The organism is Micromonospora sp. RTBAU3-60 (genome assembly GCF_054963695.1).
Genome location: NZ_JBUEGB010000016.1, coordinates 82,550 through 95,424 on the forward strand (window position 1 = coordinate 82,550; position 12,875 = coordinate 95,424).

General features: G+C 71.1%; 12 protein-coding genes. 4 read left to right on the forward strand and 8 right to left on the reverse strand.

Translation table 11 applies throughout. The annotated features are described in order from the left end of the window. The first annotated feature begins 19 nt into the window (after positions 1 to 19). Entirely contained in the window at positions 20 to 451 is a 432-nt protein-coding gene (locus ACY34I_RS18175; RefSeq protein WP_462756174.1) for a hypothetical protein, read from the forward strand. Here ACY34I_RS18175 and ACY34I_RS18180 read toward each other — a convergent pair. The 3 genes from ACY34I_RS18180 to ACY34I_RS18190 all read right to left on the reverse strand — a co-directional run bounded on the left by ACY34I_RS18180 (position 414) and on the right by ACY34I_RS18190 (position 3,371). Further along, positions 414 to 1,409 (reverse strand): DUF389 domain-containing protein, encoded by a 996-nt coding sequence (locus tag ACY34I_RS18180; protein ID WP_462756175.1) that lies wholly within the window; start codon positions 1,407 to 1,409, stop codon positions 414 to 416. The two genes, ACY34I_RS18175 and ACY34I_RS18180, sit on opposite strands and share 38 nt — an antisense overlap. Before the next feature lie 73 nt (positions 1,410 to 1,482). Further along, a complete protein-coding gene (locus ACY34I_RS18185; RefSeq protein ID WP_462756176.1) occupies positions 1,483 to 2,133 on the reverse strand; it encodes a GNAT family N-acetyltransferase in 651 nt (216 codons plus the stop codon). Continuing rightward, positions 2,130 to 3,371 carry a glycosyltransferase family 4 protein gene (locus ACY34I_RS18190; protein ID WP_462756177.1) on the reverse strand — a complete coding sequence of 414 codons (1,242 nt, stop codon included), beginning with the start codon at positions 3,369 to 3,371 and terminating at the stop codon, positions 2,130 to 2,132. The genes ACY34I_RS18185 and ACY34I_RS18190 overlap by 4 nt, the downstream gene beginning before the upstream one ends. Positions 3,372 to 3,483: 112 nt before the next feature. Between ACY34I_RS18190 and ACY34I_RS18195 the strand changes: the two genes are divergently transcribed. Together ACY34I_RS18195 and ACY34I_RS18200 are read left to right on the forward strand one after the other, a co-directional pair. Then, on the forward strand, positions 3,484 to 4,638 hold the full coding sequence (locus ACY34I_RS18195) for a DegT/DnrJ/EryC1/StrS family aminotransferase (RefSeq protein ID WP_462756178.1): 1,155 nt from the start codon (positions 3,484 to 3,486) through the stop codon (positions 4,636 to 4,638). After that, complete coding sequence (locus ACY34I_RS18200) at positions 4,635 to 5,222, forward strand: sugar transferase (protein WP_148794196.1); 588 nt, start codon at positions 4,635 to 4,637, stop codon at positions 5,220 to 5,222. Before ACY34I_RS18195 ends, ACY34I_RS18200 begins: the two co-directional genes overlap by 4 nt. An 87-nt stretch (positions 5,223 to 5,309) precedes the next feature. On the opposite strand, the gene wecB is transcribed toward ACY34I_RS18200, so the two are convergent. Genes wecB through ACY34I_RS18215 form a run of 3 tightly spaced genes read right to left on the reverse strand, consistent with a single transcriptional unit; the run spans position 5,310 to position 8,609 of the window. Continuing rightward, entirely contained in the window at positions 5,310 to 6,434 is a 1,125-nt protein-coding gene (gene wecB / locus ACY34I_RS18205; protein WP_462756179.1) for a non-hydrolyzing UDP-N-acetylglucosamine 2-epimerase, read from the reverse strand. Positions 6,435 to 6,447: 13 nt separating this feature from the next. Continuing rightward, on the reverse strand, positions 6,448 to 7,575 hold the full coding sequence (locus tag ACY34I_RS18210; protein ID WP_462756180.1) for a polysaccharide biosynthesis C-terminal domain-containing protein: 1,128 nt from the start codon (positions 7,573 to 7,575) through the stop codon (positions 6,448 to 6,450). Beyond that, positions 7,569 to 8,609, reverse strand: coding sequence for a polysaccharide biosynthesis protein (locus tag ACY34I_RS18215; RefSeq protein ID WP_462756181.1), 1,041 nt, complete (start codon positions 8,607 to 8,609; stop codon positions 7,569 to 7,571). Before ACY34I_RS18215 ends, ACY34I_RS18210 begins: the two co-directional genes overlap by 7 nt. Before the next feature lie 457 nt (positions 8,610 to 9,066). On the opposite strand from ACY34I_RS18215, the gene ACY34I_RS18220 reads away from it, so the two are divergent. Continuing rightward, positions 9,067 to 10,314, forward strand: coding sequence for an O-antigen ligase family protein (locus tag ACY34I_RS18220; RefSeq protein WP_462756182.1), 1,248 nt, complete (start codon positions 9,067 to 9,069; stop codon positions 10,312 to 10,314). 65 nt (positions 10,315 to 10,379) lie between these two features. Here ACY34I_RS18220 and ACY34I_RS18225 read toward each other — a convergent pair whose 3' ends face one another. After that, positions 10,380 to 11,690, reverse strand: coding sequence for a glycosyltransferase (locus ACY34I_RS18225; protein ID WP_462756183.1), 1,311 nt, complete (start codon positions 11,688 to 11,690; stop codon positions 10,380 to 10,382). After that, positions 11,687 to 12,769 carry a glycosyltransferase gene (locus tag ACY34I_RS18230; protein ID WP_462756184.1) on the reverse strand — a complete coding sequence of 361 codons (1,083 nt, stop codon included), beginning with the start codon at positions 12,767 to 12,769 and terminating at the stop codon, positions 11,687 to 11,689. Before ACY34I_RS18230 ends, ACY34I_RS18225 begins: the two co-directional genes overlap by 4 nt. Positions 12,770 to 12,875 lie beyond the last annotated feature (106 nt).

Sequence of the window (12,875 nt, forward strand, 5' to 3'; positions counted from 1 at the left end):
CCCGCGTACCGTGGAACGCGTGACGGACGACGGCCTGGAGTGGCGGGACCGGCAGCGCCGCGCGGTGCGGGCACACGCCGAGGCCGACGCCCGGCAGCGCGCCGCCGAGCAGGCCGAGGCGGCGGAGCTGGTGGCCCGGTTCGCGGCCGAGGCGGCCCGGCGCGGCCTGCGCCCGGACCGGCTGACCGTCACGTCCTACGACGGTCGCGCCCGCTACCGCACCCGCCTCACCGGCTGGTACGTGGATCGGGCGCGCAGCCGGGCGGTCGACGCCGAGGGGCAGTTCTACCTGCTGACCGTGCCGCCCAGCCTCCGGTCACGGCTGTTCGGGGCCGACCCCGAGCCGTCCCCGCCGCCGCTGGTCGTCGGGCGGGGTGGCCGGGACGGGGAGTCGATGCCGCTGGCGGCGTTGCTCAGCCGGCGTCTCGCGGCGGGCGACGACTGGCGCTGACCCGCACCGGCTCCCGGTCGGCCCGCTGCCGCGGCACGCTCCGGCCGGTCCGCCGTGCCACCCGCCGCCACCAGCACAGCTGCGCGAGCAGGGTGAGCAGGCCGGCCACCACGATCGCCGCCAGGTTGATCACCAACTGGAGGGCTGAGCCCGCCGCCTCGGGCCAGACCCCGTAGGCCGCGGCGACCGCCACGTTCGCCGCGGCCGGCACGGTGGTCACCGAGATCAGCACGCCGACCAGGGAACCGGACTTCTTCGAGGTCAACGAGAGCATTCCGGCGACGCCGGCCAGCAGGCCGACCACCCAGGACAGCGCGTCGGGACGCCAGATGAAGTCGGTCAGCGGCCGGTCGGCCAGCAGCATGTCCCGGCTGACCAGGCCGGCCGCGGTCAACGCCCAGGTGCTCAGCACGGTGATCAGCATGGCCGCCAGGAAGCCCACCGCCAGGGCCTTGACCGAACGGACGACGACCTGCCGCTGCCGGCGCAGCAGGGCCACGCAGAGCGCGGCGAGCGGGCCGAACTCCGGGCCGACCACCATCGCGCCGACGATGAGGATCGGCTGGTCCAGCAGCACGCCGATGCCGGCGATCATCGTGGCCACCATGATCAGCGCCAGGAACGTGCCGGTGAGAACCGTCTGCTCCCCGGTCTTCGCGGCGATCTCGTCCCACACCACGGCGTCCTCGCCATGCCCGGGGGCGTCGTGCGCGGCCCGGTCCGCCGCCGCCGAGAGGGTCAGCTCCACGTCGTCGGCCGCGATGCCGCCGCGCGCCTCGACGCCGAGTTCCTGGAGCCGGCGCAGCACATTGTCGGCGCTCTCCCGGACCACGTCGCACGTGATGTAGTCGCCGGCCGGCTGGCGGGCGGCGCCGGCCAGCACCACGAGGTGGGTGACGCCGGGTTCCGCCGCGAGCAGGTCGATCACCTCGGACGACCGGTCCGAAGGTGCGATCACCCGGAGGTGCAACACAGCGGGTACTCCCTGCGGTCGGGCGGCTCTCACGCCGCCGGTCGCCGCACTGTACCGATCAGCCGGCCGGCTCGCCCACGCGCGGCACGGACGGCGTGGCCGAGATCCCGTAGCAGTTCATCCGCCGTCCCTCGCGGGTGGTCCAACTGCCCCGCAGCGTCCAGCCCGCCCGCGCGTAGAAGGCATTCACCCGGTCGTTGCCGTCCGCGTCGGTGGTCAGGTACGCCGAGGTCACCCCCCGCTGGCGCACCCCCTGCCACCAGGCATCGACGAGCCGCCGCCCGTGCCCGCCGTGCTCGGCTCCCGGGTCGACGCAGATCGAGCTGAGCAGGGCGCCCCGGGTCTCGACCGGCACACCGCCGCGGTAGGCGACCGCACGCAGCACCCGCAGTGCCACCGCCGGACGGCGTAGCACCGCCGGCATGCTCGCCAGCGCGAGCCGCGGGCCGCGCTGCCGCAGCAGGCGGCGGAAGAACAGCTCCGGGGCGACGGTGCCGACGACCGTGCCGACCAGGCGGCCGTCCGGGTTCCGGGCGACCGCGGTGACCGCGTCGGGATCGCGGACGAAGCCGGCGTAGAACTCGCGCAGGAAGGGTTCGCCCAGAGTCGACAGGAAGAACCGGTCGAACGCGCGGACGTGCAACGCTGCGGCCGGGCGGACGTCACCGGGGCGCAGGACGTCGAGGTCGCCGAGGCTCGCGGGACTCATCGACGCCTCCCCGCCCAGGCGGCGCGCAGCGCCTCCTCCACCCGTCGCACCCCGGAGGCCACGGAGTACTCCCGGTCGTAGAACTCCCGGCCGGCACGGCCGAGCAGGTCCAGCTTCTCGCGTCCCAGCGCGCACACCTCGTGGACGGCGTCGGCGATCGAGCCGGGCTCGCCGGGTCGGGCGGTGATCCCCGCGCCGCTCGCCGATGCCACCGCCGCGGCGTCACCGTCCGCCGCGACCAGCAGTGCGCGGCCGGCGGCAAGGATGGCCTGGACCTTGCTCGGCATCGTGTACGCCGACATGCCGGTGGGCCGGAGGCTGACCACGTGCGCATCGCCGGTGCGCATCAGCGCCGGCATCCGCTCGGCCGGTAGCCGGCCGAGGAACCGCACGTTCGGCAGCCCGTGCTCCGCGACCTGCCGGCGCAGGCGTTCCTCGCACACCCCGGAGCCGGCGAACAGGCAGACCAGCCGGGGGTCGTCGACCATCGCCACGGCGTCGACGAGAGCGTCGAGCCCCTGCGCCTCCCCCATCGTCCCGGCGTACACCAGGACGATCTGGTCGTCGCGCAGGCCCAGCTCCGCACGGAGGTCGCCCGGAGCGGCCCACGGGTTCTCGTCGGCCCACATCGGGATGTGCACCAGCTTGTGCTCGGGCACTCCGCGACGGAGCAGCAGCTCACCGACGCTCGGCGAGATGTACGCCACCTGGGCGGCGCACCGGTACATCGCCGTGCACCAGCCGGCCATGCCCCGGGCCAGCAGCGCCCCCCGCCGCCCTGGTCCGAGGAAGCCGCTGGCCTGCGCGCTGTCCGGCCACAGGTCGAGCACGTGCAGCACCACCGGAATCCGCTGCGCGTAGCGGGCGAACCACATCGGCAACGAGACGGTGATCGGGGAGTTGCTCACCCAGAGCGCGTCCAGGCCACGCAGGGCGTCCGTGCCGGAGGCGAGGGCCGAGGCGGCGAAGGAGCCATAGGTGGCCAGGCGGCGCAGCGGGGAGTCGTCGTGGCTCGGGTAGAGGGCGACCCGGCGGATCCGCACCCCGTCGGCGCCCACCTCGTCCTGCCGCCGGCTCATCCGGTAGCCCGGGGCCAGCCGGCCGGTCGGGTAGTTCGGAAAGCCGGTGAGCACCTGGACGTCGTGGCCGCGTCGGGCGAGGCCGCGCGCGAGGGTGCCCGGCAGCGCCGCCGGCCCCGGCTCGGGGTCGTACCACTGGGTCAGCAGACCGACCCGCATGCGTCACCTCACGAACAAGATTCACAAATGGGCAAATAGTCACCAGAACGGGCGAACGGAGTTTAACCTCCGGCAAGGCAAAACGGACGCAAGGCACCAAAGAGGAGTTCCGGTGGACGACAGCAGGCTTCCCTTCGCGTTGCCTGACATCGGCGAGGAGGAAATCGGTGCCGTCACGGCCGCCCTCCGCTCCGGATGGCTCTCCAGCGGGCCGCTGGTGCCGCGCTTCGAGCAGCGGTTCGCCGAGGCGTGTGGACCGGGGGTCAGCGCCATCGCGGTGAACTCGGCGACGGCCGGCCTGCACCTGGCACTGGAGGCGCTCGGCGTCGGGCCGGGTATGGAGGTGCTGGTGCCGACCTGGACCTTCACCGCCACCGCCGAGGTCGTCGTGCACCTGGGCGCCGAACCGGTGCTGGTCGACGTCGACCCGATGACCCTGCACATCGACTTCGCCGACGCGGCCCGGAAGGTCACGCCGAGGACCGTCGCGGTGCTGCCCGTCCACTTCGCCGGCCAACTCGTCGCCCCGGCGGAGCTGCGTGCGTTCGCCGAGCGCCACCAGTTGGCCGTGGTCGAGGACGCCGCCCACTCGTTCCCCGCGAGCAGCCAGGGCGTCGCCGTCGGAGCCGGAACGAGCGCGGCGACGGTGTTCAGCTTCTACGCGACGAAGACGATCACCACCGGCGACGGCGGGATGGTGGTCACCCGCGACCCCGACCTCGCCCGGCGGATCCGCACCACCCGGCTGCACGGGTTCGACCGGGACGGCTTCGACCGGTACCGCAGCGACCGGCCGGCCTGGCGGTACGACGTGGTCGAGGCCGGCTGGAAGTGCAACCTCACCGATCCGGCCGCCGCGCTCGGCCTGGTCCAGCTCGACCGCGCGGAGGCCATGCGCTCGCGCCGGGAGGCGATCGCCCGCCGGTACCGCGAGGCGTTCGCCGGACTCCCGCTCGACCTGCCCGTCCCGGCCCCCGCCGGCGACGTGCACGCCTGGCACCTCTTCGTGGTCCGGCTGCACCCCGGGGCGGCACCCGGGCGGGACGACTTCATCCAGGAGATGTCCCGCCTCGGCGTGGGGTGCAGCGTGCACTTCATCCCGCTGCACCAGCACACCTACTGGCGGCACCGGTACCAACTCGCCGATGCCATGTTCCCCATCGCCAGCGCCGAGTTCGCGCGCGTGGTCAGCCTGCCCATCTTCTCGGCCATGACCGACGAGCAGGTCGACCGCGTCATCACCACCGTCCACAAGGTGCTTCAATGATCAAAAGACTCTTCGACGTCGCCGTCGCGGCGGCGGCCCTGGTCCTCTGCGCGCCCGTCCTGGCCCTGATCGCCCTGGCGATCCGGCTGGACGACGGCGGGCCGGTGCTCTTCCGTCAGGAACGCGCCGGCCGGGCCGGGCGCACCTTCCACATCCACAAGTTCCGCACCATGCGGACCGGGCCCGGCGCCGCCGTCACCTCCGACACCGACGATCGGATCACCCGGGTCGGGCGGCTGCTGCGGGCGAGCAAGCTCGACGAACTCCCCCAGCTCTTCGACGTGCTGATCGGCCACATGAGCCTGGTCGGTCCGCGTCCCGAGGTCCGCAGGTACGTCGACTGCTGGCCGCCGCTGGCCCGCTGGCGCATCCTCTCGGTGCGTCCCGGCATCACCGACCCGGCATCGATCGCGTACCGCAACGAGTCGGCGGAGCTGGCCCGGGCGCCGCGGCCGGAGGAGTACTACGTGTCGGTGGTGCTGCCGCGGAAGGTGGAGATGTACGTGCGCTACGTCGAGACCCGCAGCTTCCTCGGCGACCTGCTGATCCTCGCCCGGACCGTGCAGGCGGTCATCGGCCGCTGACCTCGCAGGGAGAGGGCCGGGGACCTGGTGGCCCCCGGCCCTTCTTCTCGTGGCCCGGACGGGTCAGCTTGTCGTTGCCCGGACGGGTCAGCGGCGGATGCCGGCCCAGTCGTGGTGGCGGCGGACGGTGGAGAGGATGAAGTCGACCACCCGGCGGGAGGTGTCGGTCACCTGGTAGTCGGCCGGGCAAGGGACGCCGTCGGCGGCGACCTGCGCGGTCACCACGCCGACCGCCTCCACCACTCCGGCCGGGTCGAGGCCGGTCATCACGATGCCGCCCGCGTCCAGGGCCTCGGGCCGCTCGATCGACTCGCGCAGCGTCACCGCGGGGAAGCCGAGGATCGCGGACTCCTCGCTGATGGTGCCGCTGTCGGAGAGGGTGCACCGGGCCCGGCGCTGCAACTGGACGTAGTCGATGAGCCCGAACGGCTCGTGGAAGGTAATCCCGTCGAGGGTCAACGCGTCGGCCGCCAGCGCCTCCAGCCGCTTGCGGGTACGCGGGTGGGTGGACACCAGCACCGGCAGGCCCCAGGCGTCCCGGACGGCCCGCAGGCAGTCGAGTAGCCGGCCCAGCCGGTCCGGCCGGTCGACGTTCTCCTCCCGGTGCGCACTGACCAGGAAGTACCCGCCCTCATCCAGCCCGAGCTGGTCCAGGACGGTCGAGCGCTCGATGTCCGGCAGGTAGTGCGTGAGCACCTCGCGCATCGGCGAGCCGGTGTGCAGGATGCGCCGCGGATGCAGCCCTTCGGCGAGCAGGTTGCGCCGGGCGTGCTCGGTGTAGACCAGGTTGAAGTCGGCGACGTGGTCGACCAACCGGCGGTTGGTCTCCTCCGGCACGTTCAGGTCGAAGCAGCGGTTGCCCGCCTCCATGTGGTAAACCGGCACCCGCATCCGACGGGCCATCAGGGCGGCGATGCAGCTGTTGGTGTCGCCGAGCACCAGCAGGGCGTCCGGCCGCAGCTCGGCGATGGCCTCCTCCATGCCGATCAGCACCCCGCCGAGCACCCGCCCGAGCGAGGTGGTGTCGACCCGCAGGAACCGGTCCGGCTCGCGCAGTCGCAGCTCCGTGAAGAACACGTCGGAGAGGCTGCGGTCCCAGTTCTGCCCGGTGTGCACGAGGACGTGGTCCACCGTACGGTCCAACCGGTCCAACACCCGGGACAACCGGATGATCTCCGGACGGGTGCCCACCACCGTCATCACTCGCGTCATACCTGCTCCTCCGTCACGCCGCCACCACGGCCGGCTCCGCGACGGTCAACTCCACCGGCTCCGGCCAGGTGTCGGGCCGGTCGGGGTCGAAGACCTCGTTCGTCCAGAAGAGGGTGAGCAGCTCCGCCGAACCGGTGTTCACGATGTGGTGCGCCCACATCGTCGGCATGTCCACCACCACCGGCTCGGTCCCGTCGACCGGGAACCGGACGACCGTGTCGTCGCCGACACGGCGCAACCGGATCTCCGCGCTGCCGCGCAGCACGCAGAACCGCTCCACCTTGGCGAGGTGGAAGTGCTCGCCCCGGACCACACCGGGACGGCTGGTCGAGCAGAACGTCTGGCCGCCGCCACCATGTACCTTGACCGTCTCGACCAGCTCGCCGCGCGCGTCGGCGCGGCGGGTGAGCGGCAGCGGGTAGTGCGCCGGAAAGCAGTGCGACCGGTAGGTGTTGAACAGCCGCACCGCATGCCGGTCGGTCAGCGACGGAATCTCGCCGCCCCGGTACAGCGCCGCGAACCCGGCGAGCCGGTCGGCCAACTCCCGCACCCTGATACGCAGCCCCGGCATACCCGCGTCCCACGAGTCACCCGCCGGGGCGCCCATCAGCCGGGCCGCCGCGTCGGTGACGTGCACCAGGGTCAGCTCCCGGTCCTCATGCACCTCCGGCGACCGCTGCTCGGCGAGCATCCGGCAGAAGGTGGCCACCACCGAGTTGTAGTAGGGCAGGCCGTGCTCGCCGTACAGGTTGGGCAGCTGCACATCCACCAGGTCGGGACGCGCGGCCGCCAGGGTGACGGCCGCGCCCGCCTTCGAGTCGCCGTACGGTGTGCCGTTACCCGCCTGCACGGAGTTGGCGAACACCACCGCCCCGGGCGGGGTGACGCAGCGGCGCAGGCCGCGGACCAGGGCGGCGGCCAGCTCGACGTTCCCGGTGGCCACCTCCCGCGGATCGCCCCGGTTCACCCCCGCCAGGTGCAGGACCCGGTCCACGCCGTCCAGCTTCGCGCCCGTGGCCACCTCGTCCCGCAGGTCGGCGCGGCTGATCAGCACCGGATCCGGCCAGTTCAGGGCGCGAGCGAGCACCCGGACGTGCCAGCCGAGGAAGCCCTGCCCGCCGGTGAGCGCGAGCCTCAGCACGCCAGCACCGGATCCCGCAGCGCCAGCTCCGCCCGGATCTCCGGCAGGGTGCGCAGCAGGTCCATGATCTGGGGTACGTCCAGGCGCGGCGCGTTGGCCGAGTTGAAGTCCTCCGCCGGGGGCTCATTCAGCTCTCCCTCAGAGGTGTAGAGCGCGTAGTTCAGGTCCCGCGCGTCGACGGGCACCCGGAAGAAGTCGCCGAAGTCGTCCGCCTGGGCCAACTCCTCCCGGCTGGCCAGCGTCTCGTCCTGCTTCTCCCCATGCCGTACACCGATCACCTCGGTCTTCGAGGGCACGTCGAAGAGCTGGCAGACCGCCTCGGCCAGGTCGCCGATGGTGCAGGCGACCGCCTTGCGGATGAACACGTCGCCGGGGCGGGCGTGCTGGAAGGCATGCTCCACCAACTCCACCGAGTCGGTCAGCGACATCAGGAAGCGGGTCATCGACGGGTTCGTCACCGTCGGCGCACGACCCGCCTTGATCTGCTCGACGAAGAGCGGGATCACGGAGCCGCGGGAGTACATGACATTGCCGTAGCGGACGCAGGAGACGACCGTGCGGCTGTTCGGGTTGTTGCGCGCGTGGGCCTGGGCGACCTTCTCCATCAGGGCCTTGCTGATCCCCATCGCGTTGACCGGGTAGACGGCCTTGTCGGTGCTCAGCACCACCACCGAGCGCACTCCGTTGCGCTCGGCGGCCTCGATCACGTTGGCGCTGCCGAGAATGTTGGTGCGGACCGCCTCCAGCGGGAAGAACTCGCAGGACGGCACCTGTTTCAGCGCGGCGGCGTGGAAGATGAAGTCCACGTCGCGGCTGGCCAGGTGCACCGAGTCCGCGTTCCGGACGTCGCCGATCAGGTACCGCACCCGGTCGTCGCCGAGTTGGCGCCGCATCGCGTCCTGCTTCGCCTCGTCCCGGCTGAGCACCCGGACCTCGCCGACGTCGCCGTCGAGCAGTCGGCGCACCATCGTCTGTCCAAAGGAACCCGTGCCGCCGGTGATCAGCACCCGGCGTCCCGCAGTCAAGAAAGTCACTGACGCTCCCGTTGGTTGGCTTGCAGGGGCGGGAGGACCCGGAGTGAGCAGGGGTCTGGCCCGCACTTGCTGTAACGAGGAAGCGCGGATCGCGAAACGCCATAAAAAGAATATACGTGATGAATTATGCGAGAGTGACGCTACCGCCATTCCCGCCTCACGCCAATGCGCCGCTCGGGCCGCCACCAAGTGTTATAACTTCTTGGATCGATTTGGGTGATTTAGGCGAAAATTCTTCGTCGACGCTCTCCGACCGCCGCCTGCGGCTCGTTGGCCTGCACGGTGGGCAGGGCATCGCGGAGGGCGAGCCGAGACGGAACGAGGCAATGGCGACATGACCTTGGTACATCGCGACCTGAGGCAGGGCGCCCACTGGTCGGATCGGACAGGCACCCCTGCGATGACCGGCAGCGGTGCAATGACGCCGAGCAGATCCCGACGGAGTTTGCTGGGCGTTATGGTCGTCTGTCTGGTCGCAGGTCTCGCACCAGCGTTTCCCACCACCCTGCAGTCGCATGGTCTGTGGGCGATCGCCCTCGCCCCGATCATGAAGTGGCGTCGGCTGGGTCTGACCGACCTTCTTGCTGTCGCAGTGGCCGCCTGGGCCACCGCAGCCGCGATCGGCGTTACCTGGATGCCCTCGTCGCACGTCGCCGTCCGCGCGTACTGGAGTTTGTGCATCCTGTTCATCGTCGTTCGCGGCTTCGTCGCGTACGTGTGGGACTTCGTCCTGGTGGCTACCGCCTACCTCATCGGTTGCACCTGGGTTGCGATCGATGTCATCAGCAAGGGACGGAGCCTAGAGCCTGAACTCGACCCCGCGATGATCCGTGTCGGGATCAGAGACGTCAACCCCAACTACATCGCTTACGTGCTCGTGACCGGAGTGGTCGTCGCGGTCGCGCTGCTGTATACCAGCCACCTTCCGCGGAAGCTCCGGCTTTTCCTGCTGCCACTGCTGCCACTGTTGATTTTCGCCATTTTCTGGACGGGCACCCGCGGGGCTCAAGTGTCCCTGGCGCTCGTCGGCGCTTATCTGCTTCTCCGGCGCGTAGCCGAGAAGGCCACCTGGCTGGCCATCGTAGTGATGGCACCCGCGCTCCTTCTGACTATCCCGTTCGGCGTATACGGCGACGGGCGGCTGCTGTGGGTACAGCAGTTCTTCGCGCGCCAGGACGACGGACTTTCGGGCCGCCTCGACATCTGGTCGATAGCGCGAGAGACCTGGTTGGAGCATCCCTGGACGGGCGTTGGGCCTGGCGTCTTCCCGGTATCGAACATGATGGGGATCGGCGCCCACAGCGTTCCGCTGACGATCGCGGTGGAGCTGGGCGTCGTTGGCCTTGTCCTCTTCGCCGCTTTGGCGATCATGGTGTTGTGGGGGCCAGCACGATCCGGTCTGTTCGGTCGCGGACTCGCCGGAGTTCTCCTTGTCGCCTGGCTGCCGATCCTGCTTTCTGGGCACTGGGAACTGTCACCGGCCGCTTGGGTGATAGCAGCGGTCTGGTCCACGGTCGGATCGACCTGGTCGCTGGCAACCCCACCTCGGCACCGACGCATCGGCCGTAGCCGGGCATTGCCCCTTCAACGGGACCTTCCGAGAGAGCGCGCAGACGAGGGACACGGCCAGACCAAGGCGTCGGTCGCACATGACAACTCGTTCGCCCGCCGGGTACAGGCGTTAGAGTCCGCCGGGTCAAGGTGAGGTGCCTAGAGCAAGCCGTAACTAACCCCTGTCCAAACTCGCGAATAGATCCACCCCGAACGGTCTCAGGCGTCCGCCCGGACACCCCCGTCACGGTCGTCGGCACGGGCGCCCGGGTACCCGGCCATGGCCGTCGGGCCCTTGGCCGTGGTCGGCCGACCCGTCGTACCGGCGGTGAGTTCGACCAGGAAGGACCGGAGCCGCTCACCCTGAGCTTCCAAGCACCGGCTGTCCCGAACGAACGCGGCCCCGCCGACACCAAGAGTTTGGGCCGCCGCCGGCGGCAGACTGAGGATACCCTCAATGCTCTTTCGCAGCCCATCAGCGGTATCTGGTTCCGCGAAGCACAGCCAGGGCTCGTACTCGGGTGGTATGCCGGGCAGTCGGGTGGTCACCACCGGCACCCCGGCCGCCAGGTACTCGATGAGCTTCGACGGGAATGAGTACCGCACGAATCCCTGGTCGACCGGCCGGGGGTTGACCAGCACGGCGGCGGAGGCGAGCCGGCCCACCAGATCGGAGCGGTCGAGCACGGCCGGCGGCAGGATCCGGGGGTCCGCCTCGGCCTGCGCATGCAGCCAGTCCGTCAGCTCGCCGCGCCCGTACAGGCACAACCGCAGGTCCGGGTCGGGCAGAGCCCGGAATGCCTCGACCAGCCGGTCAACCCCATAGGCGCGGGTCAGCCCGCCCGCGTAGGCGACCTCCCGCACGCCGGAGTGGGGTGACACCGGCCGGTCGACCGGGGGCGGCGTGAAGATGCCTTCCATGATGAGCCGGGGCTTGCCCGGCGCGAAGTCCTCGGCGAGCGCCGGCGTCAGCGCGACGACCCCGGCGCACCGGCGGAGCGCGGCCCGGACCAGCGTTACGTCAATGCCGCGCAGCACGCGGAGCAGCCACCCATCCGTCGGCTGCACGACGCCGGGCGGGTCGGTGAGCACCACGACGACCCGCAGGCCGGGCCGCCGGGCAGCCATCGCTCCGAACCAGAGGAAGGGGCTGTGCACGCCGTGGACCAGCAGCACCTCGCTCCGGTGCTCACGCAGGGCGCGGGACGCCGACCGGCATGCGGCTGTGAAACGGGTGAGGTGCTTCCCGCCGAGCAGATTCACGAAACCGATCAGCCGGCCGTCGATGCTGTCCTGACGGAACCGGCCGCCCCGAAAGACGATCTGGCGGTTGCGCGGGTACGTGGAGACCGGAGCCGTCGACACGAGTTGCACCGGGCAGCCGGCAGCGTGGAGGCTTCGGGCCAACGCCCAGGCGAACGTGTGTGTCTGGGTGGCAAGAACCGTGTCGTGCGCAGTGATCTGCACGAACACCTCGTCCGGCACGGTGAAGCCGAGCAGGGTGACCCGCGGCGCGGCGGCCCCGGTCACGGCACCTCCCCGAGGATCCGCTGGTACACGCCGTCCAACGCGGCGAGCATCGCGTCCAGGCTGTAGCCGTTGTCGACCACCTTCCGTGCCATGTCGCCCAGGTCCCGGCGCTCCACGGAATCGGCGAGCAGCGGCGTGAGGGCGGCGGCGAGCGCGGTGGGGTCGTCCGGCGGCACCAGGCGGCCGCCTCCCTGACGGAGGACCTCTACGTTTCCGCCGACGGCGGAGGCGACCACTGGCAGGCCGTGCGCCATCGCCTCCAGCAACGCGTTCGAAAGGTTTTCGTGCAAGGTGGGGAAGACGAAGAGGTCGGCGGCCGAGAGCAGGTCGGGCACATCGGAGCGGCTGCCGAGGAGGCTCACGGTCACCGGCCCGGCATATCGTAGTGCCGCCTCGATGCCCGCCCGGTCGGGTCCGTCGCCCACCACCAGGAGTACCGGGCGGCCCGGTCCCGGAGTCAACAGGCGCAGCGCCCCCGCCAGGGTCCGAAAGCCCTTCTCCCAGGTCAACCGGCTGACCGTAACCATGGCAACGTCATCGACGGCAAGCCCGAGGTCGCTCCGGACCCGCTCCCGGGCCGCCCAGGGCTCGGCGGGCAACGGCACCCCGTTGGGTATCACACCCACGAACCGGCCGCCCACACCGGACACGAAGTCACGGCCGGCGGCGTACTCGCAGACGGTGGCGACGTGCGTGGCGGCTCGCAGGGTGAACGGTTCCGCGCCGTGGACGAGCAGTCGGCGCCGCCAGGACTGGCCCGCGTGCCGCAGGTCCCGTACGGTCCCGTGCACCGTGACCAGGATCCGCCGGCAACCGGCGAGCCGCGCGGCGAGAACTCCGTGGAAACCCTCGTTCTGCAGGCCACGTACGTGCACCAGGTCCGGCCGCACCTGACGCAGCATGCTCACCCACTGCCGCAGGAGGGGCACGTTCAGCGCACCATTGCCGTGCGGCTGGTGCATGCGGAGGAACTCGTAGCGCTCGGCGAGCGGCGAGCCAAGCACCCGCTCAACCGCGGTCAACGGACCGTTCGCCCCGGGCGAGCCGGCGAAGTGCTGGACGACGACTGGCCGCCTCACCGGCCACCTCCCGCCACCGGCCGCCGTCGCGAACGATCGGCGCTCTCCCTCGTTTCCACGTCTCCCCCTTGCTGACACGTTCCGGCGCTGCGACCGCCACAAGCAG

Excerpts from the sequence above, each read along its gene's own strand:
- wecB (WP_462756179.1), bottom strand. The coding sequence starts at position 6,434 with ATGACGCGAGTGATGACGGTGGTGGGCACCCGTCCGGAGATCATCCGG.
- ACY34I_RS18185 (WP_462756176.1), bottom strand. The coding sequence starts at position 2,133 with ATGAGTCCCGCGAGCCTCGGCGACCTCGACGTCCTGCGCCCCGGTGAC.
- ACY34I_RS18200 (WP_148794196.1), top strand. The coding sequence starts at position 4,635 with ATGATCAAAAGACTCTTCGACGTCGCCGTCGCGGCGGCGGCCCTGGTC.
- ACY34I_RS18220 (WP_462756182.1), top strand. The coding sequence starts at position 9,067 with ATGGTCGTCTGTCTGGTCGCAGGTCTCGCACCAGCGTTTCCCACCACC.
- ACY34I_RS18190 (WP_462756177.1), bottom strand. The coding sequence starts at position 3,371 with ATGCGGGTCGGTCTGCTGACCCAGTGGTACGACCCCGAGCCGGGGCCG.